The sequence below is a fragment of the Streptomyces sp. CA-111067 genome (assembly GCF_050956065.1).
In the GTDB taxonomy this organism is placed as follows: Bacteria; Actinomycetota; Actinomycetes; order Streptomycetales; family Streptomycetaceae; genus Actinacidiphila.
Window position 1 is genome coordinate 6,333,149 of record NZ_CP192103.1, and the last position, 25,294, is coordinate 6,358,442.

Genomic DNA, 25,294 nt, shown 5'->3' on the forward strand with positions numbered 1-25,294 from the left:
GTTGTGGTTGTTCGCGCAGTTCCCCGCGCCCCCAGGGGCACGGGGGTGAGCGCCATCGTCGGGTGCGGCGCGGTCGTGGTTGTTCGCGCAGTTCCCCGCGCCCCTTTCGGGGCGCAGGGGCGCGCTCGCTAGCGCAGGAACGCCGCCGCGACGCCCGCGTCCACCGGGACGTGGAGGCCCGTCGTGTGGGTGAGGTCGCCGCCGGTCAGGGCGAAGACGGCGTTCGCGACGTGTTCCGGGAGCACCTCCCGCTTCAGGAGGGTGCGTTGGGCGTAGAACTCGCCGAGCTTCGACTCCTCCACGCCGTAGACCGCCGCGCGCTGCGCGCCCCAGCCGGCCGCGAAGATGCCGGAGCCGCGGACGACGCCGTCGGGGTTGATGCCGTTGACGCGGATGCCGTACTCGCCCAACTCGGCTGCCAGCAGCCGGACCTGGTGCGCCTGGTCGGCCTTCGTCGCGGAGTACGCGATGTTGTTCGGGCCGGCGAACACCGCGTTCTTGGACGCGATGTAGACGATGTCGCCGCCGAGGCCCTGCTCGATCATGACCCGGGCGGCCTCCCGGGAGACCAGGAACGAGCCGCGAGCCATGATGTCGTGCTGGAGGTCCCAGTCCTTGGCCGTGGTGTCGAGCAGCGGCTTGGAGATCGAGATGCCCGCGTTGTTGACCACCAGGTCCACCCCGCCGAACGCCAGCAGCGCCTGTGCGAAGCTCGCCGCGATCTGCTCCTCGGACGTCACGTCGACGGTGACCGCGACGGCCTTGTCCGGGCCACCCAACTCCTCGGCCACCGCGGCCGCGTTGTCACCGTTGAGGTCGGCGACCACCACGCACGCGCCCTCCGCGACGAGCCGGTGCGCGATGGCCTTGCCGATACCGGATCCGGCCCCCGTCACCAGGGCGATCCGGGTGGCCAGCGGCTTCGCCTTCGGCATCCGGCGCAGCTTGGCCTCCTCCAACTCCCAGTACTCGATGCGGAACTTCTCCGACTCCTCGATCGGCCGGTACGTCGAGACGGCCTCGGCGCCGCGCATCACGTTGATCGCGTTGACGTAGAACTCGCCCGCCACCCGTGCGGTCTGCTTGTCCTTGCCGAACGAGAACATCCCGACCCCGGGGACCAGCACGATCGCCGGGTCGGCGCCGCGCATGGCGGGGGAGTCCCCGGTGGCGTGCCGCTGGTAGTAGGCGGCGTACTCGTCCCGGTACTCCGCGTGCAGTTCGCGCAGCCGGGCGACCGCCTCGTTCAGCGGCGCGGTCGGCGGCAGGTCGAGGACCAGCGGGCGGACCTTGGTGCGGAGGAAGTGGTCGGGGCAGGACGTGCCGAGCTTGGCCAGCCGGGGGTGTTCGGCGCGGGCGAGGAAGTCCAGCACCACGTCGCTGTCGGTGAAGTGGCCGACCTGCGGGCGGTCGGCGGAGGCGAGTCCGCGGATCACCGGGGCCAACGCGGCGGCGCGGGTGGCGCGTTCGGCGGACGGCAGCGGCTGGTAGCCGTCGAGCGCCGGGCCGAACGGCTCGGCCTTGCCCCGCCGGACCAGGAACTCCTCGGCGGTACGGATGATCCGCAGCGAGTTGGCCTCGCACTCCTCGCTGGTCGCGCCCCATGCGGTGATGCCGTGGCCGCCGAGCACGCAGCCGATCGCCTCGGGGTGCGCGGCCTTCACCGCGGCGATGTCCAGGCCGAGTTGGAAGCCGGGCCGCCGCCAGGGCACCCAGACCACCGCGTCCCCGAAGCACTCCTTGGTGAGCGCCTCGCCGTCGGCGGCGCAGGCCAGCGCGATGCCGGAGTCGGGGTGCAGGTGGTCGATGTGCGGGGCGTCCACCAGGCCGTGCATGGCGGTGTCGATGGACGGGGCGGCGCCGCCCTTGCCGTGCAGGCAGTAGTCGAACGCGGCGACCATCTCGTCCTCGCGCTCCACGCCCGGGTAGACGTCCACCAGCGCGCGCAGCCGGTCCAGCCGCAGCACCGCGAGGCCCGGCCCGGTGAGCGTGCCGAGGTCGCCGCCCGATCCCTTGACCCACATCAGCTCGGTGTCGGCGCCGGTGACCGGGTCGGCCGCGCTGCCCTTGGCCGAGGTGTTGCCGCCGGCGTAGTTCGTGTTGCGCGGATCGGCGCCGAGCCGGTTCGAGCGGGCGAGCAGTGCGCCGACGACGGGATGCGGGGCGGTGGCCATGTCGTGTCCTTTGCGCTGACGTCAATCTATGATGAATCGATTCATAAATCAGGCTCACCCTAGTGTCAGCAACCACCACTGTCAATGGATCAGCGTGTGATTGAATAGGTTCAAGCACGGGTTCAGACTCGGCTCGACGAGCATTCGACCGGGGGAGCGACCGGCCCGGGCGCGTTGCACACTGGCTGCGGCAGTGACGGAGTGTGGACCCATGGTGGGGATCAAAGAGGTGGCGCGCCAGGCCGGCGTATCGGTCGGCACGGTGTCCAATGTGATCAACCGGCCGGAAACGGTGTCGGAGGAGACCAGGGCCCGGGTCCAGTCGGTGATCAGCAGGCTCCGCTACGTACGCAGCGAATCCGCCCGGCAGTTGAGGGCGGGCGCCAGCCGGATCATGGCGCTGCTCGTCCTCGACATGGGCAACCCCTTCTTCGTCGCCGTCGCGGGCGGCGCCGAGCGCGCCGCGCGGCAGGCCGGCCTGGTCGTGATGGTCTGCAACAGCGCGCAGAGCGTGAGCGAGGAGATCGACTACCTGTCGCTGTTCGCCGAACACCGGGTCCGCGGCGTGCTGGTGACCCCGGCCGACCCCACCGGGCGCAGCCTGGACGTGCTGCGCGGGCAGCACATCCCGTTCGTCCTGGTGGACCGGGTGGCGGGCGACGACAACGGGTGCTCGGTGTCTGTCGACGACGTGGTCGGCGGCCGGCTCGCCGCGCAGCACCTCATCGCGGCCGGCCACCGCGCGATCGTCTACATCGGCGGCCCGTCCGAACTCCCCCAGGTCCGCGACCGGCGCGCCGGCGCGCTGTCCGCTCTCGCCGCGGCGGGACTGCCGCCGGAGGCGCTGACCGACGTCTCCGCCGAGCGCCTCGACGTCGCCGCCGGCCGCGACGCCGGCGCCCGCCTCCTCGGCCTCTCCCCCCGCCCGACCGCCGTCTTCTGCGCGAACGACCTGCTGGCGCTCGGCGTCCTCCAGTCGCTGTTCGCGGCGGGCATCAGCGTCCCCCAGGACATGGCGATCGTCGGCTACGACGACATCGAGTTCGCCGCGGCGGCGGCCGTCCCGCTGACGTCGGTCCGCCAACCTGCGGCGGCGATGGGCCGGTTGGCGGCGGAGATGCTGATGTCCGAGACGGGCACGGAGGCGGACGCGCACGAGCACCGGCAGGTGGTGCTTCAGCCGGAGCTGGTGGTGCGGGGGTCGAGCTTGCGGGCCCGCTGATCCGGGTGCCCCGGGGGCTTGGGGGGCGGTCCAGGTGCCCCGGGTGCCCGGGGGCCCGGGGGCTGCTGGGTGGGCCGGTACGTGCCCGGCATGGCGTTCCCGGCCTGGCGGGTTGGCGCGTTGCCTTGGCCGTCGGCGTGCGGCGGGCCCCGGGCGTTGCACCGCGCGTCGGCGTGCGGCGGGTCCCGCTCCCGGGCGGGGAGGGCCTGCCGGTTCGGCGCTTTCACGGTGCTCACGGTGCCCCCGGCCTGCGCTCCAGTGGGTGGCTTGTGGCGCAGTTCCCCGCGCCCCTGGGGGTTGCCCCTTGGTCCGATTCTTCGGGTGCCGCCCGGTGGGTGGCTGGTCGCGCAGTTCCCCGCGCCCCTGAGGGGGTGCCCCCTGGGCTGGGTTTTCGGCTGTCGCCCGGTTCGTGGCTCGTGGCGCAGTTCCCCGCGCCCCTGAGGGGGTGCCCCCTGGGCCGAGTTTTCGGGTGCCGCCCGGTGGGTGGCTGGTCGCGCCGTTCCTCGCGCCCCTGGGGGTGCCCCTTGGGGGAGTTTGCGGCTGCCGCCCCGGTACGTGGCTTGTCGCGCCGTTCCTCGCGCCCCTTCAGGGCGCGTCCGGGCAGCGGTGATCGGGCCCCGGCAGGGGCGCGGGGAACTGCGCGCTCAGCCCAATGCCGGCGGATGGTCGGGGGCGGGCCGCAGCCGGGGCGGTGGGTTTCCGGGGGGCGCGGGGAACTGCGTGCTCGGTCCGATTCCGGCGGTAGTCGGGGGTAGGCCGCCGGCGGAGCAGCAGACGCCGGGGGCCGGCCGCCCCCGCGCCGCCACCCCACCGAGCACGCAAGCTCTCCGGCAGGCGGAAACGCCGCAGGCAGCGCACCCGCAGACAGGTGCGCTGCCTGCTTGTCGCAGGCGCTCAGATCGCTGCCGGTGTGCACCTGGTGAGGTGGACGATGAGTTGGGAGGCTAGGAACCAGCGTTCGGCGTCGGGGTGTTGGTGGTAGGGGAGGTTGTCGTCCTTCGGGTACGGCACGGCTTTGGAGTCGTGGTTGGGGACGTAGAAGCCGCCGGACACCCCCCACACCCGGGGGTTGGCGCTGGCGATGACAACGGGGTCGGTCAGGTGCGGGCACAGCCGGACCGCGAGCCTCGCGCAGGGCGGGCAGATCGGGGGCTTGGAGGTGAAGCCCTGGTCGGGCGAGTCCTGGAGCGCGCGGGTGAGTTCGGTGTACTGGGACAGGAACAGCCAGCCCTGCTCGGTGCGTTCGGCGGGTTTGCCGCACACCTGGCACAGCCGGTGCAGCATCGCCTCCCGCTGGCGGACGGAGTGCATGGCCTCGAAGACCGGCCGCCCCGACCCCGGCGCGATCGAGAGCCGCGCCCACAACACCCCTTGCTCGTCCCGGTCCTCGGGCTGCTCGTCGCTGTAGGCGAGCCCCGCCCCGAAGGGCCGGGCGATCAACCGGCTGATGTCCGGCTCCTCACCGCTCCACGCGGCAGCGAACGGCACCGGCAGTTTCTTCGGCCCCCACACCAGTTGGGGCCGGACGTGTGTTTCGGGCATACGCTTTCCTTGGGTTTTTCGAGCCGTCAGCTCTGCCGGGCGGTCAGGAACTCGTCGGTAGCGATGTCCTGCGACAAGATCCAGTCCTCCGTCAACTGCCAGTCGTGCCCGCCCTGGTGATCGGCGATCCGGGCGCAGAGATACTTCCCGGCGTCCCGCCTGTGCGGGCACAACAGCATCGGCACCAGGGACTGCACGGCGGTGTTGCCACGTTCCCAGCGACCCCACAGAGAATCGGCACCCTGCCATTCCAGTTCGCGGACGAACCCGAAATGGTCACCGGTCGTATGCCACCCCAGCGCACAGTCGATGACCATCTCCGGCATCTCCTCGATGTCGGGACGACCACCACCCATCAGCAGCGCCAAAGCCACCAAGCTGCCCGGGAGATCAGCCTGATCCCCGCACCGCTCCTGCCCCCGACCACGCACGCCCGGCCACAGATCTCCGGCACCCCGTGCGGGAAGCTCGCCCCGACGGAACAACCGACGGCCGGCCGCCACCGCGACGGCCACACCGCTGCCCCATAACCTGTTTCGCTTCATTCCCACGAACCGTCCTTACACTTGATTTCGGTTGGTGCTGCTTTTCCGCCGACAACATGACCCCTTAGCGGACGGCAAAGGACACAGAACCGCTACGGGCTCACGCCGTGATTCGCCAGGCCCGGGACATGGTTCCGGGCCGGTACGTCACTTCACCCGCTCCAGCCGATCAGGATCGGTGGTCCACTCGACCCCGCCACCGGCAGGAATGAGGTAGGCCAGCATTCCCGTCCGAAGACGCGGCACGTTGCCATACGGATCACCCGGATCCATGAAAGCCCGGAGGATTCCCACGCGTCCGGTCGCCAGATCCCGCACTGTGGCGCCGACCGGGATTCGGAACGTCGCGTGGCCGCTCACTCCAAGCCCCGTTGCATCGACGGATCGCTCAGCCCGGATACGTAGGGGCGGACGAGCGCGCCGGTGTCCTCCCACTCCTGCGGTGCGAACCAGGCGCCACGCGCCCGAGGCTGCGGCCGCCAGGACTCCCCCGGGGGGACCTTGCCGCGCCTCCGACTCCGCCGCACCCGTCCGGCCGCCACATCCACCCGCCAACCCCGCCGAGCACCCTCACCCATGGCAGCCTGCTGATCGGTGCAGCTGTGCCGGCCGGGAGTACGAGGCGCCAGCGGTAGGACCGTCATACGTTCGAGAAGTCGTGATAAACACTTCACGGCTGCCTGCTCCTCAGGTAGTCCACGCCCCCGGGCCGGTCGCACGGTCGCGGGGGTCCCTTTCACGAATCAGCGTGCCAACGCAACAAGGCCCTGATTTCCCCAAGGTGGGGAAGCCAGGGCCTTGACCGTGGAATCGGCGGCGTGCTAAATGCCGCACTATAAAGCGAACTCGCGCAGCTCATCACCCGCTCGCTGACGGGCGCGCAGCAGCGTCGCCATCGTCTCGCGCACCGAGTGGTGATACCGCGTCAACTGCGGGGAGACATCCCGCGCCTCCAGCAGTGACGAGAACGCCTTGCCCGGCCGCGCCGTCCACACCTCGGCGTGCGCACGGTCGATCCAGAAATGCGCTGCGCGCGTCGGAGGGTAGTCCTCCGGCAGGCGCACCTGGTCGGCGACATCGAGCGCGGCATCGTAGTCGTTCTGGTCAGCGGCGGCCGAGATCTCGTGCAGTCGGACGCTGAGCGGACCGAACGCCAGCGTGTAGTCCCGGGTCTCTCCTGTTGCATGGGCCAATTCAGCCGCCTCACCCAACCAACTCGCCGCGCCGGCCTTGTCGCCCCGCCGGGCGGAGAGTGTCGCAGCGCGCAGTTGCAGAGTGCCACGGACAGCCCGGGTCGCCTGCTCACCGTCGTCATCCAGGTCCCGCAGAGCGTGCACCATCATGGACACACCACGGTCAAGACGTGAACTGTCCGCAGCTATCTGAGCGCGCTCGTACCTCTCAATGGCAACCTGCCGAGGATCGCCAGACTGCGGAGCCGCGATAGCCATGCGGACGAGGGCGAGGCGGGCCAGATCCATGTACCCGGTGCGGTAAGCGACGATCGCTGCCGTGCGCGAGATCTCGGCCTGTGCCGCGTAGGCCCGCTCGCGGTCCCGTCCTGCGTGGTGGAGTTGCGTTACGAGCGCGAGTTCGGAGATCAGCCCGGGCAGTTGGTCGGCGATCTCGGTGAACGCGGCCTCCGCTCGCAGAGTACGGATGCGCCGCACATCGCTCTCTAGAACGTCCAGCGCGCGTGGTGGCGGCCCGTCGTCCAGCGCCATGTCCCAGTCGTCGAAAGCCGTGCCGATGGGCTGAAGCAGCGAGTCGAGCTGATCGCGATGAAGGGTTTCCATATAGGGCTGACCCCGCAGAACGGACACGCTTACTCCGAGGACGCGGGCGACGGAGGAGAGCACAGATTCGCTCGGCGGCTGGTTACCATTCTCGATACGGGAAAGCTGGCTGGTGGAGACATGAGCACGTCGCCCCAGCTCAGCGAGGGAGTAGTCACGGATCAGGCGGAACTCGCGGACACGGGCCCCAACACTGTCCGGGGACGTGTCGCTGGTAATAGGCATGGTGGCTCCCGTTGCGTCTGACACCCGCAATCTACCCCCCGCAGATATCCCGAAGCGCCCACTTCGCCCCCACGCCACCAGGGCTACAGCGGTGGGCCCGGGCTGCTGTCGCGGCCGACCGGCCCTTGAGAGTACGGGCCATACCGAGCCCTCGCGGGCGCCTCACGGCGTCTCCCCGCGATGAGCTGCCGGTTGGGTTCCCGCCGCGCTCGCGGCCCGGCGCGTACCGGGCCCCGCTCCCCGGCCGGGGAGGTCAACCCGCGAGCCTGGCCGGCGGATCCCGGCGGGCTGCCGGGCCCCGGCGCACCCCGGCACCGTTCCACCTCCGGAGGAGATCAAGCCGGGGAGGGGTGAGACGTTTCAAAATGGGCTCGTAGATTAACCGCGGCGAGCAGCTTCCGCAATGGGCCGGGACGGCACGGTTCGGCGACGATGGCGGCTCGGATGCGTTACCTCTGGGCGGTCGCCGCGCGGGCATCCGGGCGGCGAGATGGACGAGTTGGGGTCGATTTCCGCAGCAGCGGCCGGACGCTCCCGCGGGCGCGTGAAAACGGGCCCGCGCGGGCTCCGCAACGTTCGCCGGCACGGCCTCCGAGCTCGGCGGAAGGCGTCAGCGCCCGGCGGAACACCGCCGCCCGATCCGAACGCCCGCCCGACCCCCGCGCGATGACCACCGCCCACCCCCGGTCGCCGCCACTCCCCGCGCGGGTGACCGAGAACGTCAGCGCGCCGACCGCGCGCTCATCGCAACCGCCCCCACCCCACCCTGGTCCAGACCTTCAGCCCACTCACCCCCGGGCCTCCGGAACTGCGCGAACGCCCTCGCCCGCCCCGCGAGCGGCCTCGCGAAAGCAGCCCCGGCCGCCGGCGGGGGACACCTCCACCCCCACCCGGCAGCACCCGCGATCCGACCCACCCCCGTACCGAACACCCCTCGAACACAAGCCCTCAGCCAACCCCGCCAACAGCCCATCACCCGCACCCCCGTGCGCGGAAACCACCCCCGAAGCCCGGGCCACCCCCACCCCACGGCCCCCGTAAAGCCCGTCCGCACGGGCGCGCCCCACCCCGCCACCAGCCCTCCCCGACTACGCAGAGGTAGATATTTCCCGTCGAGCCCTAGACGTCCACGTGACGCAGGGCATAGTCTCACGTCGGTCGGCCCCGATGAATCGTTTCAATCAGGGAGTGGGAACACATCGTGAGCCCACCGCGGAAGAGCTTCACACCGAGGCGAGGACCTAGCTCGATGAACGAACCCGTAGACCCCGTGGACCCGGTGAAGCCGGTGAAACCAGTGAAACCGGCGGACCCGGCGGAAACAGCTCCGCTGCTCGTCCTGGAGAAGGCGGCCAAGCGCTTCGGCGCCGTCCGCGCCCTCGAGGACGGGTCGGTCACCCTCTACCCGGGCGAGGCGCACGCTCTGCTGGGGGAGAACGGCGCGGGCAAGTCCACGCTGGTGAAGATCCTCGCCGGGGTGCACCAGCCCGACAGCGGGCGGCTGCTGATCGACGGCAGCCCCGTCGTCCTGCCAGGACCCGCCGCCTCCCGCGCGGCCGGCGTGTCGATCATCTACCAGGAGCCCACCCTGTTCCCCGACCTCACCGTCGCGGAGAACATCTTCATGGGCCGCCAGCCGCGCCGCGCCGGCCGCCGGATCGACCGGGACGCCATGAACAAGGCGGCGGCCGAGGTCTTCGCCCGGCTCGGCGTCCAACTGGACCCGCAGCGCCAGGCGCGCGGCCTGTCGGTCGCCGACCAGCAGATCGTGGAGATCGCCAAGGCGCTGTCGCTGGACGCCAAGGTGCTGGTGATGGACGAGCCGACCGCCGCCCTCACCACCGTCGAGGTGGAGCGGCTCTTCGAGGTGATGCGCACCCTGCGCGAGCAGGGCGCGGCCGTGCTGTTCATCTCGCACCGCCTCGAAGAGGTCTTCGCCAGCTGCCAGCGCGTGACGATCATGCGCGACGGACGCTTCGTGAGCACCGCGCCGGTCGAGGACGTCACCGTGGACTCGATCATCCGCTCCATGGTCGGCCGCGACCTGGAAGCGCTGTTCCCCAAGACCGACACCGACCCCGGTGACGTGGTGCTGGAGGTCGAACACCTCACCCGCCAGGGCGTGTTCCACGACATCAGCCTCACCGTGCGCAAGGGCGAAATCGTCGCCCTGGCCGGTCTGGTCGGGGCCGGCCGCAGCGAGGTCGCCCGCGCCGTCTTCGGCATCGACCGCTGGTCGTCCGGCACGGTCCGGGTCAACGGCCGGGCGCTGCCGAACGGTTCGCCGGCCGCCGCCATGGCCGGCGGCGTGGCCCTCGTCCCCGAGGACCGTCGCCAGCAGGGCCTGGTGATGGACATGGGCATCGACCAGAACGTGGCCCTGGCCTCGCTGGTGCGGCTGCGCCGGTACGGCCTGATCCGCCGCGGCTCGGAACGCGAACTCGCCTCGACCTGGGCGGACCGGCTGCAGTTGAAGTTCGGCCGGATGAAGAGCCCGGTCTCCACGCTGTCCGGCGGCAACCAGCAGAAGGTCGTACTCGGCAAGTGGCTGGCCCGCGGGCCGTCGCTGCTGATCATCGACGAACCGACCCGCGGCATCGACGTCGGCACCAAGGCCGAGGTGCACCGCATCCTCGACGGCCTGGTCGCCGACGGCATGGCGGTGCTGATGATCTCCTCCGAACTCCCCGAGGTGCTCGGCATGGCCGACCGCGTCCTGGTCCTCCACGAGGGCCGGATCACCGCCGAGTTGAGCCGCGACGAGGCCGACGAGGACGCCATCATGCGCGCCGCCACCGGTTACGCGGCGGTGGCGTCATGACCGCACAGCTCCTCGCGCCGCCGCCGGCCGCCCCCACCCAGCGCTTCGCGCGCGGCGCCGCCTTGCTGCGGGCCCGCGAGTTGGGCATCGGTGTCGCCATCGTGCTGGTCTTCGTGGTCACCACGATCAGCAACCACAACTTCGCCAGCGCGCACAGCGTGCAGCAACTCCTCACCGGAGCCTCGCTGATCGCGCTGCTCGGGGTCGGCGAGACGCTGGTGATCATCACCCGCAACGTCGACCTGTCGGTCGGCTCGGTGGTCGGCCTGTCGGCGTACGTCGTCGGCGACGTCTTCAAGCACCACTCCGGATTCCCGGTACTGCTCGGCTACGTGCTCGGCATCGCGATCGGCGCGGTGATCGGCTCGATCAACGGCCTGATCACCGTCGTCACCCGGGTACCGAGCCTGGTGGTGACGCTCGCGATGCTCTACATCGTCCGCGGTGTGGACGGCGTGATCGTGGACGGCAAGACCATCGACCCGGGCGCGATACCCAAGTCCTTCACGGAAGTGGGCTACCGGACCTTCCTCGGGGTGCCGTGGCTGGCCATCATCGTGGCGGTCGTGGTCGCCGTCGTCGGCTACGCGATGCGCTCGTTCCGGGCCAGCCGCGACCTGTACGCGATCGGCTCCAACCCGGAGGCAGCGGCGCTGGCCGGAATCCCCACCGGGCGGCGGGTGTTCACCTCGTTCCTGATCAGCGGCTCACTGGCGGGCCTCGCGGGCGCGCTGTTCCTCGCCCTGCACGCGCAGATCGACGTCACCGGCGGCAACGGCTACGAGCTGACGGTGGTGTCCGCGGTGGTCGTCGGCGGTGTCGCCATCTTCGGCGGCAGCGGCACGGTACTCGGCGCGGCCCTCGGCGCGCTGCTGCTGAACACGATCAACCAGGCGCTGGTCGCCGCCAAGATCTCGTCCTTCTGGAACGAGGCGATCGCCGGCGGGCTGCTGCTGGCCGCCATCGCCTTCGACCGCTGGCTGAGCCTGCGGGTGGCCCGCAGCCTCCAGTCCGCACAGGGAGCCCACCGTGACACCTGACATCACCACCAAGCCGGCCGCTCCCACCTCCTACCGCGGCAGTGACGAGGGCGGCCAGCCGCGCTGGCGTGAACTGGTGCGCTGGGAAACGGCGTTGGTGTTCGTCCTGATCGGGGTGCTGATCTTCGGCTCCCAGCAGTCGGCGAACTTCATGAACAGCACCAACTTCTTCTACATCGGCCTGAACATGGGCGAGATCGCCATCATGGCGCTGCCGCTCACGCTGATCGTGATGACCGGCGAGATCGACCTGTCGGTGGCCTCCATGCTGGGCCTGTCCGGCACGGTGATGGGCTCGCTGTTCCACGACGGCTGGTCGATCTGGGCCGCGATGGCGGCGGCACTGGCGGTCGGCGCGGCCGGCGGCGCCCTGAACGGGCTGCTGATCTCCAAACTGGGGCTGCCGTCGATCGCGGTGACCATCGGCACCCTGACGCTGTTCCGCGGCCTGGCCGAGATCGTGCTCGCGCCGCGCACCATCACCGGATTCCCGACCTCGCTCACCAAGATCGGCGTACTGCCCGTACAGGGCACCCAGATCGCCTGGTCCGCGCTGATCTTCCTGGTGCTCGCGGTGATCTTCGGGGTGGTGCTGCACGCGACCCCGCTGGGCCGCTCCATCGTGGCGATCGGCCTGCAACCGGAGGCCGCCCGGTTCTCCGGGGTCCGGGTGGACCGGATCAAGTTCGGCCTGTACGTGGTCTCCGGCATCTTCTGCGCCTTCGCCGGCATCCTCTTCACCCTCAAGAACTCCTCGGTCAGCTACGACGCCGGCACCGGCCTGGAACTCAACGTGGTGGCCATCGTGCTGCTCGGCGGCGTGTCGATCTTCGGCGGCCGGGGCACCGTCGTCGGCGTCGTGCTCGCCGTCGTCATCGTCGGCTGCCTGCAGCAGGCCCTGACGCAGATGGGGGTCAAGGCGGAGGTGCAGAACATCGTCACCGGCGCGCTGCTCCTGGTCAGCGTCGTCGTACCCAACAGCGGCGAGGCGGTCCGCAGGCTCAGGGCCCGTGCCAGGCGCGCCGGTTGACCCGCGACGCGCTCCCAGTCCCTTTCACTCCACGGAAGAAAGACAGTCACGTGACCATTAGCAGAACGGCGCGCCGCAGCGCGGCCGCACTCGTGTCCCTCGCCATGGCCGGCATCACCCTCGCGGCGTGCAGCTCCTCCTCCAACAGCAGCGCCGACCCGACCGGCGCGCCGACCGCGACCGGTGTCAAGAAGGGCCTGACGGTCTACTTCATACCCAAGGACACCCAGAACCCCTACGAGGTGCTGGCCGACGCCGGCGGCAAGAAGGCGCTCCAGGAGCTCGGCGGCAAGGTCGTGGTCAGCAGCGGCACCGCCGACACCGCCGCCGCCCAGATCCCGTCCATCCAGGCCGCGATCCAGGCGCACGCCGACGCGATCGTGATCGCCGGCAACGACCCGTCGGCGCTGTGCCCCTCGCTCAACCAGGCCGCGACCGCCGGCATCAAGATCGTCTCCTTCGACTCCGACATCTCCTGCGGCGACAAGCCCAACCACCTCTTCATCAACCAGGCCGACACCGCCGACATCGGCACCTCCGAGGTGGACCTGCTGGCCAAGCAGATCAACAGCACCGGCCAGATCGCGATCCTGTCGGCCGCCGCCAGCGCGACCAACCAGAACGCCTGGATCGGCTACATGAAGAAGCAGCTGACCAAGTACCCGAACATGAAGCTGGTCAGCACCGTCTACGGCAACGACGACCCGGCCACCTCGCTGACCGTGCTCCAGGGCCTGCTGTCGGCGTACCCGAACCTCAAGGGCATCATCTCGCCGACCACCGTGGGCATCTCCACCGCCGCGCAGTACCTGTCCAACCACAAGGACGTGGCGAAGAAGGTCACGCTCACCGGACTCGGGCTGCCCTCGCAGATGAAGTCCTACGTGCACGACGGCACCGTGAAGTCCTTCGAGCTGTGGAACCCCAACGACCTGGGCTACCTGGCCGGTTACGCCGCCGCCTCGCTCTCCTCCGGCAGCGCCAGCCTGCAGACCGGCTCCAGCTTCAAGGCCGGCACCCTCGGCAGCTACAAGGTGGTCGGCCCGGCCGCCGGCGTCGGCCCGTCGGTCGTGCTCGGCCCGCCGACCGTCTTCGACTCCACCAACGTGGACAAGTTCAACTTCTGATGTCGGCAGGCGCCCGGGCCGGCTCATGGGGGGCCGGCCCGGCGCCGACGATGACCCACCGCATGCACCTGGAGAAGGACCCGGCTGATGACCACGACTGATCACTCCTCCCCGCCGTCGTCCGGCCTGGCGCGGATCGCGCCACGGCGGACCAAGGTCGGGCTGGTCGCGGGCGGACTCGGCGCCTACTGGCCCCAGTTCCCCGACCTGCTGCCGCAACTGCGCCGCTCCGCCGCCCGGGTGGCGGAACGAATGCGGGCACTGGACTGCGAGGTGATCGACGTCGGGTTCATCTCGGACGCGCAGGACGGTGCCCGCGCCGCCGAGCAACTGCGGGTGGCGGGCTGCGACATCATCGTCGGCTTCCTCACCACCTACATGACCGCCTCGATGCTGGTGCCGGTCGCGCAGCGCAGCGGCGCCCCGGTGCTGCTGATCAACCTGCAGCCCACCGAGGCGATGGACCACGCCAGCTTCGACACCGGCCAGTGGCTCGCCTACTGCGGTGCCTGCCCGCTGCCTGAGATGGCCAACGCCTTCCTGCGCTGCGGCATCGACTTCCGCTCGGTGTCCGGCTACGTCGAGGACGAGCGGGCCTGGACCAGGATCGGCCGCTGGATCAAGGCGGCCGGGGTGCGGGGCGCGCTGCGGCACGGGCGGCACGGCCTGATGGGCCACCTCTACCCCGGCATGCTCGACGTCTCCACCGACCTCACGCTGGTGCCGGCCAACTTCGGCGGCCACATGGAGGTGCTGGAGTTCGACGACCTGCGGGTACGGGTCGCCGCCGTCACCGACGCGCAGGTGGAGGAGCGGATCGCGCTGGCCCGCGAGGTGTTCGACCTGGACCCGACCGTCCAGGAGGAGGACTTCCGCTGGGCGGCGAAGGTCTCGGTCGGACTCGACCGGCTGGTGGACGACTTCGCCCTCGACAGCCTCGCCTACTACCACCGCGGTCTGGAGGGCGAGCAGCACGAACGGCTCGGCGCCGGCATGATCCTGGGCGCCTCGCTGCTCACCGCGCGGGGCGTGCCGACCACCGGCGAGTACGAGCTGCGCACCTCGCTGGCCATGCTGATCGTGGACCGGCTCGGCGGCGGCGGCTCGTTCACCGAGCTCCAGGCGCTCAACTTCCGTGACGACGTGGTCGAGATGGGCCACGACGGCCCGGCGCACCTGGAGATCAGCCAGAACCGTCCGCTGCTGCGCGGCCTCGGCGTCTACCACGGCAAACGCGGCTGGGGGGTGTCGGTGGAGTTCGACGTGGCGCACGGCCCGGTCACCACCTTCGGCATCGCCCAACAGCGCGACGGGGCCTTCCGGTTCGTCGCCTCCACCGGCCAGGTGGTGCCCGGACCGCTGCTGGCGATCGGCAACACCACCTCGCGGGTGGACTTCGGCTGCGACCCGGGCGAGTGGACGGACGCGTGGAGCGCCACCGGCATCTCGCACCACTGGGCGCTCGGCGTCGGCGACCTGGTGCCGCAACTGCGGGCGACCGCAGACCTGTTGGGCGTGGAGCTGGTGGAGGTGGCGGTATGAGCCGGGCCCGCGCGAACGAGCACAACCGTCAAGAAACGCTGGAACCGTCAGAACTGGAAAGCAGGTCCGCCCATGGCAGGTCGTGAGGCAGCCAAGAACATCCTCCGTACGCAGAGGATCGAACTGCCGTCGTGGGCGTTCGGCAACTCCGGCACCAGGTTCAAGGTCTTCGCCCAACAGGGCGTCCCCCGGGACCCGTTCGAGAAGATCGCCGACGCGGCCCGGGTGCACGCGCACACCGGCGTGGCGCCGAGCGTGGCCCTGCACATCCCGTGGGACGAGGTCGACGACTACGCCGTCCTGGGCAGGGCCGCGCAGGACGCCGGGATCAGCCTCGGCACCATCAACGCCAACGTCTTCCAGGACGACGACTACCGGCTCGGCAGCGTCACCAACCCCGACCCGGCCGTCCGCCGCAAGGCGCTCGACCACCTCTTCGCCTGCGTCGACGTGATGGACCAGACCGGCTCCCGCGACCTGAAGCTGTGGTTCTCCGACGGCACCAACTACCCCGGCCAGGACGACATCAGGGCCCGGCAGGACCGGCTCTCGGAGGCGCTCAGCGCGGTGTACGAGCGGCTGTCGGCCGACCAGCGGCTGATCCTGGAGTACAAGCTGTTCGAGCCGGCCTTCTACACCACCGACGTGCCGGACTGGGGCACCTCGTACGCGCACTGCCTGCGGCTCGGCGAGCGCGCCCAGGTGTGCGTGGACACAGGCCACCACGCGCCGGGTACGAACATCGAGTTCATCGTGGCGTTCCTGCTCCGGGAGGGGAAGCTCGGCGCGTTCGACTTCAACTCCCGCTTCTACGCCGACGACGACCTGATCGTCGGCGCGGCCGACCCGTTCCAGCTGTTCCGGATCCTGTTCGAGGTGATGAACGCGGGCGGCCTCGCGCCCGACTCGGGCATCGCGTTCATGCTCGACCAGTGCCACAACATCGAGCCGAAGATCCCGGGCCAGATACGTTCGGTGATGAACGTGCAGGAGGCCACCGCGAAGGTGCTGCTGGTGGACACCGACGCGCTGGCCGCGGCCCAGGCCGCCGGCGACGTGCTCGGCGCGAACGGCGTGCTGATGGACGCCTACAACACCGACGTCCGGCCGCTGCTGGCCGAACTGCGGGAGGAGATGGGCCTCGACCCGGACCCGATGGCGGCTTATGCCCGTTCGGGCTACGCCGACGAGATCGTCAGCGCCCGGGTGGGCGGCCAGGCGGCCGGCTGGGGCGCCTGACCCGCGGCCCGGTGGGGCGGGCGGTTGGGGGCGCCTGACCCTCGGCCCCGCCGGGCGGCCGGTTGGGGCGCCTGACCTCTGGCCCCGCCGGGCGGCCGGCCCCCTCTCCCCTCCTCGGGAGGCCGGCCGCTCGGCGCTGTCAGGTGCTGGATCTCCGCGCGGTCAACTGGTCTGGAGCGTGAGGCCGTACGCCGACAGGATCGGGTTGATCGGCTGGAACCAGGTCTCGCCGCCCGAGGTGCAGTCGCCGTACCCGCCGGAGGTCACGCCCTGCGCCTGGTCGCCGCTGATGAACGAGCCGCCGGAGTCGCCGGGTTCGGCGCACACGTTGGTCTCGGTGAGCCCGTAGACGCTGCCCTCGGCGTAGTTGACCGTCTCGTTCATGCCGAGGACCGTGCCGCAGTGCCAGTGCGAGGTCGACCCCGACCGGCAGATCGACGAGCCGACCGGTGCCACGTTGGACCCGTGCACCAGCACGTCGGAGACCGTGCCCCAGCCGAGGACGACGTTCACCGTCCACCAGCCGCTGCCGACGTTCACCCAGGAGTAGTCGTTCCCCGGGAAGGTGCCGGCCTGGAAGTTGCCGATGTAGGAGTTGTCCCACCCGTAGACGGCCGCGCCCACCTGCGAGCAGTGCCCGGCCGAGACGAAGCCGCCGATCACCGAGAAGCCGATCGAGCAGCGGATGTTGTGGCTGTAGTACGGGTCACCGCCGACGGTGCCGGCTGACAGCGTTGTCGGACCGGCGGAAGCGGTCGTTTTCACGGTGACGGCGTGCGAGGTGTCCTGCTTCTGCGCGCTCGCGACGAACGCGCGCACGGCCGGGTCGTGCGCGGCGCTCGACGTCACGTCGATGACGACCTTGTTCGAGGTGAGGTCGACACCCCAACTGCTCACGCCTGCCGGGGCCTTGTGCTTCTTGTCGAGCGTGTCGATGGCGGCTTTGGCGGAGTTGAGCTGCTTGGCGGTGTGCGAGACGAGGGTGGTGGCGGCGCCGGTCCGCGCGACGGCGGGAGCGGCGTCGCGGCTGGTGACCGCGACCACCAGCTTCCCGCTGGCCTGGTCGAACCAGGAGCCGCCGTACGAACTCCCGGCGGCTTTCTGGGCTTTGGGGCTGATCGTGGTGGCGGCCGCTTGCTGCTGCAGCCGCTGCTCGGCTTGGGCGCGGGTGAGGCCGAGGTCGTGAACCATGGTGGAGATCACGGCTTCGGACGCTCCGCTGTGGGAGGCGGCGGCTTTGGGCGCTTGCGCGGTGGGGGAGGGGGCGGCGGTGGCCGTTACGGCGCCGGTGCCGGTCAGGGTGGCTGCGGCGAGTAAGGCGGACAGGGCGGTGATCGTGCTGATTCTGCGTCTCATGACACTACTTCTTCCGTCTTGGGGGGAGGGAGACTGGAGGGAGTGTTGTGCGGAGAGCGCTCTTTTGTGACGTCTGGGTCATCGTAGGACGCACGTTGTGGCATGTACAGACCAATCACCCCCCGGTCGCCGCGGTCCGCCCCCCGGGCGCGCCCGGGCTCTGCCCGTGCCCCGGTTGCCGGGTGGGCCGGGGAGGTGGCGGCCGCGCCCCCGTTGCCTGCCGGCTTTCCGCCCCGGTGGTCGGTTCCGTTGCTTCCCGGCGTGCGGCGCCGTGCCTGCCGTTTTTTCCCACCCGCCCACCCGTGCGGGTGCGTCCTTAAGGTGCGGGTCTTCTGGTGGGTGGGGTCGGTGCCGGCCCGTGGCACCTCCTCGGATTTCCTCCGTGCGGGTTTGTTTTTCGGGTGCGCCGCCGTTTGTCGGAAATCCTGCGGGGGCACCCCGGTCCGTCCCCTCCCGGGTCCGTCGGCGGCTTGAGGCCGCTGGGGGTGATCGGTGGGGGCTGGGGTTCGTCGTCGGGCGACCGCCGACAGGTCGGAAACGGGGAGCGGCTGATCAGAACGGGCTCATGACCACGTGCTGTCCTCCGAGTCGCAGAACTCGAATGCCTCGCGACGGACTTCCAGCCCTGCGGTGTCCTGGCCCCACGCGTCAAGCGTCTCGATCGCGCGCTCGCGGTACTGCCACAACGCGCTGACGGCCAGCACCTCCCGCAGCAGCGGGATCAGTGCCGCGCGGTGGCAGCGTAGGCGCGGATCGTCGAGTAGCGGGATACAGGCGGCCATGGCCGCTTCGCGCACATGCGGATCGGGGTCGTCGAGGCAAGCGGAGACCGCTTGGAAGAGCAGCGGCCGAATCTGGCAGGTTCGGAGGAACGGCGGGTAGTCCTCCGGTGGGAAGCCGAGACGTCGGCTGGTCGTTTCGGCTTCCTCGTCGGCGGCGTGTGCAACTGACCCGAGCCAGCCCAGCAGTTCGGCGCGCATGGGCCCGGGAAAGTCGCGGGGTTTCTTGTCGACTGGCAGAGCGGTGCGCGGGTCGGTGAGGACCGCGGCGACGTAGAGCGCGGCGGGGACCGTCGCTTCATAGAGGGTGTTCTGGTGGTGCACCACGTGGTGCAGGTAGTCGAGAGCTCGGGACCGCACACGCTGGTCGGCGTTCAGTAGCCCGGTCAGCATCTCAGGTGCGTCCTCGGCTGGGCCCATGCCGTGCCACAGCGCAGTCCAGTGAGTCCCGGCCAACACCGCGGCCGCGATGGGCAGGTCTCCGGCCGCGGGGGCAGCATCGCTCGTCACGACCGGAGTATGGCAGCGCCGGCCCGGGCCCGTTCCAGGTGCTCATCTCCTGGGTGCTGAGGTGCTCGCGAGGCCGTACTGCTGCTGCAGGAAGGGCCTGAATGCGTCCACCCCACGGACTCGCGGTACCTGCTCCGTCGCAGGCGCCTTCAAGCGGGTCCGGCCCGCTGTCAGGTCTGTGCTTGCACGGAATTCCGGCCAGAACCGATCAGGGAACGGGTGGGCTCAGGGCTGGAACTCGGTCGCGGTGAGGGCGAAGTTCCCGTGGGCTGCTCCGTGGGTGGCGAGGGCCACTGTGAGGACGGCTGCTCCTTCCAGCCAGTGGGCCATCTTCAGGTCGCCGACGTCCAGGGGGCGCAGGGCGAGGCTCTTGATGAACCTCTGGACGGATGCCTTGGCCTGGGGGTTGTCGCCGGCGAGGAAGATGTCGGGGTGGCCGGTTTCCAGGACGTCGCGGAAGACGGTGTTGAACGCCTTCACCACGGTGGCGTCGGACGGGGCCACTTCGGCGACCTTCTGGGCGATGGAGGTCTGCTCGCCGTCGTGGGCCAGGCCGTCGAAGGTGGAGTTGAAGGGGTTGCTGATGTCGACGATGGTCTTGCCCGCGAGGGCGGCTCCGTAGCGGGTGACGGCCGGGACGACGCCGTCGAACAGCACGGCCACGATGACGATGTCCCCGGCCGGGACCGCGCCCCACTCTCCTGTTGTGGCGCCGTCGCCGAGGGTCTTGGCCAGGGCGGTGGCCTTGGAGCCGTCGCGGCCCATGACCTCGACGGTGTTGCCGCTCGCGATCGCCCGCGCGGCGATGGTGCGGGCCATGTTGCCGGTGCCGATGATGCTGATGGTGCTCATGAGGTGTGATCGCTTCCTTGTCGGATGGATTCCGGCGGGTCAGATGACGGTGGCGCCGCCGTCGGTGACCAGTTCCAGGCCGTTGACGTAGCTGGAGTCGTCGGATGCGAGGAAGAGCGCGACCCGCGCGATCTCGTCGGGGCTGCCCATCTTTCCGCGCGGGATCAGGGACTCGAAGGCCTTCATGGTCGCCTCGTCGAACAGCTCCTCCTGCTTCGCCGTGGCGACCTGGCCGGGCGTGAGGACGTTCACGCGGATGCGCCGGTCCCTGAGCTCGTTGAGCCATACCCGGGCCCACGCCTGCTGGACGGCCTTGCTGCCGGCGTACACGCTCCACCCCGGGAAGCCGCGCAGGGAGGCGTTCGAGCCGGTCATGAAGATCGAGGCGCCGTCGTTGAGGAGCGGCAGCGCCTTCTGCACGGTGAACAGGGTGCCGCGCGCGTTGAGCGAGAAGGCGTCGTGGAACTGGGCCTCGGTGATCTCGCCGAGCTTGCCGGGCGCGCCCGTCCCGGCGCTGGCCCACAGGACGTCGATCGAGCCCTTCTCCTTCTTGACCGCGGCGTACAGGCGGTCCAGGTCGTCCAGGTCGGACGCGTCACCCCGCACGCCGGTGACGTTCCGGCCGATCAGCTTGACCGCGTCGTCCAGCGCTTCCTGCCGCCGGCCCATGAGGAAGACGTGGGCTCCCTCGTCAACGAACAGCTGGGCGCCGGCCAGTGCCATGCCGGTCGTGCCGCCGGTGATCACCGCTGTCTTGCCGTCGAGCTTTCCCATGGTCACTCCATTGGTGGGTATCCGGTCCGGCGAGTTATGTACACCAGGCAGTGTGCTTACCGTATGGGAGGGTCGGCCGCGGCGCAAGCTATGTACACCGGTCGGTACCCGTAAGGGTTATGCTGGAGCCATGACGGAGTTGGAGAAGGGCCCCCAGGGCCGGCGCCGCGGCAGGGGCGCGCTCGAGCGCATCATCGGCGCGTCCCGGCAGCTGTTCCGCGAGCAGGGCATCAACCGCACCGGGATGGACCAGCTGTGCGCGGCGGCCCAGGTCTCCAAGCGGACGGCCTACCAGCACTTCGCGAGCAAGGACGAGATCGTCGCCGAGTACCTGCGCCGGTTCGACCCCGACCTGATGTCCGCGGTCTTCGACCGCACCGACCTCACCCCCCGCGAACGACTGCTCGCCGCTTTCGAGCTCCCCGCGTCCGGCACCGATGAGCTCACGCCGATGTGCCCCTACATCGCCGCGGCCGTCGAACTCCACGACCCCGACCACCCGGCGTCCCAATACGCCCGCGACTACAAAAAGGCCATCGCCGCCCGCCTCGCCACCACCGCCCGCGAAGCCGGCGCCACCCACCCCGACCAGCTCGGCGAACAACTGGCCTTGCTCCTGGACGGCGCGGCAGCCCGCACCCGCGTCCTGAACGCCGAATCCTTCCCGACGGCCGCGGCCATCGCCGCCGTCCTGATCGACACGGCCATCCCCGCCACGGCCCGGTAGCCACAGCGTCTCGTCAGCCTCTGATCGGCGGCCATGACCTTAGGCGTCAGCGTCAGCCCGCATCCGAGGTGCCCGCCCGGCAGAAGACCTCGTTCGGAAACGTCTGCAACCACGCCCGGAGATACACCTGAGCCAAGGCTGCGGCCTCATCTCGGACGGGGGCGTCGGTAAGGTGTCGCCATGCCGTATCCGCCGATGCCGCTCCATCTCGAAACCGCTCGGCTGACGCTGCGGCCGTGGGCCGAGTCCGATGCCGACGACCATCGAGCGCTCGCTGCCGAACGCGGTGACGGGATGCCGTCGATCGAGCAGAGTCGGCAGGCGGTTGCGAATCAGGTTGCTGCGCCGGCACTGACAGGGCTCGGTCTGTTCGTCGTCACTCGCCGCGAGGCGGGCGACTTCATCGGGTACTGCGGGCTCATCGTAGGTCGTGCTTCCATCGACGAACCTGAGATCGCGTACGAGTTGTTCCAGCGCGTGCACGCACATGGCTATGCGACGGAGGCGGCCTCCGCGGTGCTCGACGCCGCGATCACGACCGGGCGGAAGCGGCTCTGGGCGACAGTGCGTTCGTGGAATGCGCCGTCATTTCGCGTCCTCGAAAAACTCGGGTTCGAGCGCGACCACGTCACGGCGGACAGCCGTGGCGAACTGGAGTGGCTCACCCGCTCGCTGCCGCATAAACGCGTTTCGCCCGCTTGACCCCAACCCGGTTGCAGGGCAGCCGAGACCGGCGCTTGCCGGACTCCCGCTCTCAGATCCCACCTACACAACACGTCGCTGTGCCACGGGTCGCTGTTGCGGGCCGGGGTGCGGGTGAAGCAGCTGATCAGCGTGTGCGCGTCGCGGAACTGCGCAACCTCGCGCTCAGGGGTTGAGCTGGTGCCGTCGCACGGTGAACTGATCGCGTCCGTCGGGAGTGCTGACGCCATGCGGTGCGGTGGAGACGATGACGTCGTCGTCCTTCTGAGGGAGGCCGCTGTCGACGACCACGCAGGCGACGCCGACCTGCACCGGATACGTCGCGCCGGGCCCGAGTTCGCCCATCGCCGTGAAGATCGGCGCCTTGTCGAACAGCGACCAGCGCCGCCCGGCCGCGTCCGTGAACTGAACCTCCACCACCCCAGGCCACGGCTCGTCGTCTACCCAGCGAACCGCCTGGCACCGCAGCTCGATCACGAACGCCAGTATGCCGCTCACCGAGCCCCGAGAAGACGCGCGGGAATCAGTAACGGGCACCCGACGACGATCGCGTACCCCCACCGATCACCCCTCGCGGCCTCAAGCCGCCGACGGACCTGGGAGGGGACGGTCCGGGGTGCCCCCGCAGGGCTGCGAACAACACGGGATCCGCAATTCACCCCGGGTGCCGTGAACAGCCCGAGGAGGTGCCCCGGACCGGCCCCGACCCCCACCCACCAGAAAACGTGCACCTAAGGACGCACCCGCACGGGCGGCGCGGGTGGGAAAACCGGCAGGCACGGCGCCCAGCCGGGGAAACGACCCGCACCACCCACCCAGCCCGCCGGGGTGTCAAAGCGGAAGCGGTGAACTCCCGCCCCCGGCCAACGGCAGCCCGATCAGCGAGTCGAGAATCCCCCGCGCCGCCACCAGATCCCGGATGACCCCGGTCATTCGCTCCCGTTCTCGCGCCAACCCCTCAACAAGCTCCGGGCACTTCCCGGCCAACACCACCGTGTCGTCCACCACGCACGGCAGAATCTCGGCGATCACCGCCGTTCCCAGCCCCGCCGAAAGCAGGATCCGGATCCGCCGCACGGTCGCGGCCGACCGCTCGTCGTAGTCGCGGTACCCGCTCGCGAGCCGGGCCGGAGCGAGCAGGCCCTGCTCCTCGTAATAGCGCAGCGCCCGCGTACTCGCTCCGGTGCGGCGCGCCAGTTCCCCGATCCTCATCTGCCGAGTGCAGCAGGGACTTGACTCTCACGTCAACGTGAAGCTTTAGCGTGCGGCGCATGACAGCACCTGATGAGGCAATCAGCGGGCTCGCGCCCGCCTCCGATACCGTCACCGTTCTCGGCCTGGGGCCGATGGGCCGCGCCCTGTCCGCCGCGTTTCTCGCCGCCGGGCACCCGGTCACCGTGTGGAACCGCACGCCGGGGAAGGCCGGCGAACTTGCCGCCCGGGGCGCGGTGGTCGCCGGGTCCGTGGAGGAGGCCGTACGGGACGGCCAGGTGATCGTCGCCTGCCTGATCGACTACGAGGCCGTACGGGCCACGCTTGAACGGCCGTTGGACTGGGCGGGCCGCCGGCTGGTCAACCTCACCAGCGGTGAACCGGCGCAGGCCCGTGCGATGGCGGCGTGGGCGTCGGCGCGCGGGATCGGCTACCTGGACGGCGCGATCCTGACGCCGACCCCGGCGATCGGGACGGCGGCGGCGACGGTTCTGTACAGCGGGGCGGGCGAGGTGCACGAGGCCGTGCGGGGCGTGATGGCCGCGCTCGGGGGCGACGGGGTGTACCTCGGGGACGAACCCGGCCGGGCGTCGGCCTACGACGTGGCGCTGCTCGACGTCTTCGCCACGTCGGTGAACGGGATCGTGCACGGGTTCGCCCTCGCGGCGGCGGGGGGGATCGAGCCGGGGCGCTTCGCGGCGTTCGCGACGGGGATCGGCGGGCTGCTGCCCGAGCTGATCGCCCGGTTCGGCCAGCAGATCCAGGCGGGGGAGTACCCCGGGGACCGGTCGACGATCGGGTCGGCGGCGGCGGGGATCAGGCACGTGATCAATGCGGCGAGGGCGCACGGCATTGATACGAGTGCGCTGGCCGCGAGCAAGGGAGTGATCGACCGCGCGGTCGAGGCGGGCTACGCCGAAGAGGGTCTCGCGCGCTTGGCCACGACGCTCCTGCCGGTCGATCGGGGTGGCGCCCCCGCACGGCGCGGGTGACCCCCACCGGCCGGTGGGTTGGCGAACTGCCGTAACGGTTGCGGTGGTTGGGCCGCCGCAGGCAGTAGGTGGCTGATCGCGCAGTTCCCCGCGCCCCTTTGGGGCACCCCCTGGCCGGGGTGCACTGCGCGGCCCGCCCCCACCGGCCGGGGGCCTTACGACGGCCGGGTGCCGCGCCCGCCGTGCGGGCTACTCCGCCGCGGTCGGGAGCCGGGTCGGGAGGCCGAGACGCGGGAACTGGTCGCTGTGGGAGGTGACGATCTCCGTGACCGCCCCGCCGCTGACGCGCAGGACGTCGATCGTCAGGGGCAGGTACGCGCGCTCCGCCTCCCGCCTGCCGTAGAAGGCGATCGCGGGCTGCCGGTTCACGGCGGTGGGGACGGCTCCCAGGCCGACGGGAACGGGCCCGGCAACTCATCACTCGGGCCGGTTCGGCGGACCTGACACGGTGCCCCGGCCGGCGGGAACCCGCGAGCGCGTCCCGCTCAGTGACTGAGCACGTTCACACCCACGATGAACAACCCGATGAGCACGTCCACCGCCCCCACCCTGCACGCCGTCGTCCAGCCCTCGCCGGCCACCCGGGCGGCCCACAGGCCCCAGCCGAACAGCGCCAGCGTGTTGACGACCAGGGCCACGTCGACCGCGCCCGTCTCCGTCCACCAGCCGGCCGACGCGCCCAGCAGCGCGATCACCGTCGGTACGACCGCGGCGACGAGCGGCCACTCGGAGGCCACCGACCGCAGCGTCTCGGCCGTGACCTTCCGGCTGCCGGCCGCCCAGTTGGCGACGGTGTGGGCGTAGCCGTGCGCGGCGGCAGCCGCGAGGCCGGCCACCAGGATCCAGATCGCGTCGTAGCCGGGGTTGGGGCGGCCGTTGTCGTGGTCGAGCGCGGACGCCAGCGTGCTGGCGAGGATCGTCCCGTACACGCCGCCGAACAGCAGTCGCTGCAACGACACGCGGCGCAGGGCGGCAGCCGCGCGCACGCCGGTGCCCCGCCCCGGTCCACCCGGCGCCGTGCCGCCGCTCTCCGTACGAAAGGCCACGCGCCGAACGATATAGCCGGATCACCCCGTTCACCCCTGTA

Annotated in this window: 23 protein-coding genes; 10 read left to right on the forward strand and 13 right to left on the reverse strand. The window is 70.6% G+C overall.

The window, feature by feature from the left end; genetic code table 11:
- Positions 1–128: 128 nt before the first annotated feature.
- Complete coding sequence (locus tag ACQPW6_RS28010) at positions 129–2,174, reverse strand: bifunctional aldolase/short-chain dehydrogenase (protein WP_433892458.1); 2,046 nt, start codon at positions 2,172–2,174, stop codon at positions 129–131.
- Between the two features lie 211 nt (positions 2,175–2,385).
- Here ACQPW6_RS28010 and ACQPW6_RS28015 point away from each other — a divergent pair, with 211 nt between their 5' ends.
- Complete coding sequence (locus tag ACQPW6_RS28015) at positions 2,386–3,396, forward strand: LacI family DNA-binding transcriptional regulator (protein WP_433892459.1); 1,011 nt, start codon at positions 2,386–2,388, stop codon at positions 3,394–3,396.
- A gap of 894 nt (positions 3,397–4,290) precedes the next feature.
- Here ACQPW6_RS28015 and ACQPW6_RS28020 read toward each other — a convergent pair.
- From ACQPW6_RS28020 to ACQPW6_RS28035, 4 genes are all read right to left on the reverse strand, one after another.
- Complete coding sequence (locus tag ACQPW6_RS28020) at positions 4,291–4,938, reverse strand: hypothetical protein (RefSeq protein WP_433892460.1); 648 nt, start codon at positions 4,936–4,938, stop codon at positions 4,291–4,293.
- 26 nt (positions 4,939–4,964) lie between these two features.
- Positions 4,965–5,306 carry a hypothetical protein gene (locus ACQPW6_RS28025; RefSeq protein ID WP_433892461.1) on the reverse strand — a complete coding sequence of 114 codons (342 nt, stop codon included), beginning with the start codon at positions 5,304–5,306 and terminating at the stop codon, positions 4,965–4,967.
- A 324-nt stretch (positions 5,307–5,630) separates the two neighbouring features.
- Entirely contained in the window at positions 5,631–5,843 is a 213-nt protein-coding gene (locus ACQPW6_RS28030; RefSeq protein ID WP_433892462.1) for a hypothetical protein, read from the reverse strand.
- A gap of 473 nt (positions 5,844–6,316) precedes the next feature.
- Complete coding sequence (locus ACQPW6_RS28035; protein WP_433892463.1) at positions 6,317–7,504, reverse strand: helix-turn-helix domain-containing protein; 1,188 nt, start codon at positions 7,502–7,504, stop codon at positions 6,317–6,319.
- 1,249 nt (positions 7,505–8,753) lie between these two features.
- Between ACQPW6_RS28035 and ACQPW6_RS28040 the strand changes: the two genes are divergently transcribed.
- The 6 genes from ACQPW6_RS28040 to rhaI all read left to right on the forward strand — a co-directional run bounded on the left by ACQPW6_RS28040 (position 8,754) and on the right by rhaI (position 16,303).
- Complete coding sequence (locus tag ACQPW6_RS28040; RefSeq protein ID WP_433892464.1) at positions 8,754–10,325, forward strand: sugar ABC transporter ATP-binding protein; 1,572 nt, start codon at positions 8,754–8,756, stop codon at positions 10,323–10,325.
- Positions 10,322–11,365 carry an ABC transporter permease gene (locus ACQPW6_RS28045; protein ID WP_433892465.1) on the forward strand — a complete coding sequence of 348 codons (1,044 nt, stop codon included), beginning with the start codon at positions 10,322–10,324 and terminating at the stop codon, positions 11,363–11,365. Before ACQPW6_RS28040 ends, ACQPW6_RS28045 begins: the two co-directional genes overlap by 4 nt.
- On the forward strand, positions 11,355–12,395 hold the full coding sequence (locus tag ACQPW6_RS28050; protein WP_433892466.1) for an ABC transporter permease: 1,041 nt from the start codon (positions 11,355–11,357) through the stop codon (positions 12,393–12,395). The genes ACQPW6_RS28045 and ACQPW6_RS28050 overlap by 11 nt, the downstream gene beginning before the upstream one ends.
- A gap of 50 nt (positions 12,396–12,445) precedes the next feature.
- Complete coding sequence (locus ACQPW6_RS28055; RefSeq protein ID WP_433892467.1) at positions 12,446–13,522, forward strand: substrate-binding domain-containing protein; 1,077 nt, start codon at positions 12,446–12,448, stop codon at positions 13,520–13,522.
- 87 nt (positions 13,523–13,609) lie between these two features.
- Complete coding sequence (locus ACQPW6_RS28060) at positions 13,610–15,064, forward strand: arabinose isomerase (protein WP_433892468.1); 1,455 nt, start codon at positions 13,610–13,612, stop codon at positions 15,062–15,064.
- Between the two features lie 72 nt (positions 15,065–15,136).
- Positions 15,137–16,303 carry an L-rhamnose isomerase gene (gene rhaI / locus ACQPW6_RS28065; RefSeq protein WP_433892469.1) on the forward strand — a complete coding sequence of 389 codons (1,167 nt, stop codon included), beginning with the start codon at positions 15,137–15,139 and terminating at the stop codon, positions 16,301–16,303.
- Between the two features lie 162 nt (positions 16,304–16,465).
- Here rhaI and ACQPW6_RS28070 read toward each other — a convergent pair whose 3' ends face one another.
- The 4 genes from ACQPW6_RS28070 to ACQPW6_RS28085 all read right to left on the reverse strand — a co-directional run bounded on the left by ACQPW6_RS28070 (position 16,466) and on the right by ACQPW6_RS28085 (position 20,574).
- On the reverse strand, positions 16,466–17,659 hold the full coding sequence (locus ACQPW6_RS28070) for a S1 family peptidase (protein ID WP_433892470.1): 1,194 nt from the start codon (positions 17,657–17,659) through the stop codon (positions 16,466–16,468).
- A 563-nt stretch (positions 17,660–18,222) separates the two neighbouring features.
- On the reverse strand, positions 18,223–18,948 hold the full coding sequence (locus ACQPW6_RS28075; RefSeq protein ID WP_433892471.1) for a hypothetical protein: 726 nt from the start codon (positions 18,946–18,948) through the stop codon (positions 18,223–18,225).
- A gap of 225 nt (positions 18,949–19,173) precedes the next feature.
- The gene (locus tag ACQPW6_RS28080; RefSeq protein WP_433892472.1) at positions 19,174–19,800 is read right to left on the reverse strand and encodes an NADPH-dependent F420 reductase; all 627 of its coding nucleotides are present in this window, start codon (positions 19,798–19,800) and stop codon (positions 19,174–19,176) included.
- A gap of 39 nt (positions 19,801–19,839) precedes the next feature.
- Positions 19,840–20,574 (reverse strand): SDR family NAD(P)-dependent oxidoreductase, encoded by a 735-nt coding sequence (locus tag ACQPW6_RS28085; RefSeq protein WP_433892473.1) that lies wholly within the window; start codon positions 20,572–20,574, stop codon positions 19,840–19,842.
- Positions 20,575–20,704: 130 nt separating this feature from the next.
- On the opposite strand from ACQPW6_RS28085, the gene ACQPW6_RS28090 reads away from it, so the two are divergent.
- Both ACQPW6_RS28090 and ACQPW6_RS28095 read left to right on the forward strand, forming a co-directional pair.
- A complete protein-coding gene (locus tag ACQPW6_RS28090; RefSeq protein ID WP_433892474.1) occupies positions 20,705–21,301 on the forward strand; it encodes a TetR/AcrR family transcriptional regulator in 597 nt (198 codons plus the stop codon).
- Positions 21,302–21,481: 180 nt separating this feature from the next.
- Positions 21,482–22,003 (forward strand): GNAT family N-acetyltransferase, encoded by a 522-nt coding sequence (locus tag ACQPW6_RS28095; protein ID WP_433892475.1) that lies wholly within the window; start codon positions 21,482–21,484, stop codon positions 22,001–22,003.
- Positions 22,004–22,168: 165 nt separating this feature from the next.
- Here the strand turns inward: ACQPW6_RS28095 and ACQPW6_RS28100 are convergent, their stop codons facing one another.
- Positions 22,169–22,480 carry a hypothetical protein gene (locus tag ACQPW6_RS28100; protein ID WP_433892476.1) on the reverse strand — a complete coding sequence of 104 codons (312 nt, stop codon included), beginning with the start codon at positions 22,478–22,480 and terminating at the stop codon, positions 22,169–22,171.
- Between the two features lie 354 nt (positions 22,481–22,834).
- Positions 22,835–23,215 carry a MerR family transcriptional regulator gene (locus ACQPW6_RS28105; RefSeq protein ID WP_433892477.1) on the reverse strand — a complete coding sequence of 127 codons (381 nt, stop codon included), beginning with the start codon at positions 23,213–23,215 and terminating at the stop codon, positions 22,835–22,837.
- Between the two features lie 59 nt (positions 23,216–23,274).
- On the opposite strand from ACQPW6_RS28105, the gene ACQPW6_RS28110 reads away from it, so the two are divergent.
- On the forward strand, positions 23,275–24,207 hold the full coding sequence (locus ACQPW6_RS28110) for an NAD(P)-dependent oxidoreductase (protein ID WP_433892478.1): 933 nt from the start codon (positions 23,275–23,277) through the stop codon (positions 24,205–24,207).
- Between the two features lie 189 nt (positions 24,208–24,396).
- Here ACQPW6_RS28110 and ACQPW6_RS28115 read toward each other — a convergent pair whose 3' ends face one another.
- Together ACQPW6_RS28115 and ACQPW6_RS28120 are read right to left on the reverse strand one after the other, a co-directional pair.
- On the reverse strand, positions 24,397–24,576 hold the full coding sequence (locus tag ACQPW6_RS28115) for a hypothetical protein (protein ID WP_433892479.1): 180 nt from the start codon (positions 24,574–24,576) through the stop codon (positions 24,397–24,399).
- A gap of 116 nt (positions 24,577–24,692) precedes the next feature.
- Positions 24,693–25,253 (reverse strand): hypothetical protein, encoded by a 561-nt coding sequence (locus ACQPW6_RS28120; protein WP_433892480.1) that lies wholly within the window; start codon positions 25,251–25,253, stop codon positions 24,693–24,695.
- Positions 25,254–25,294 lie beyond the last annotated feature (41 nt).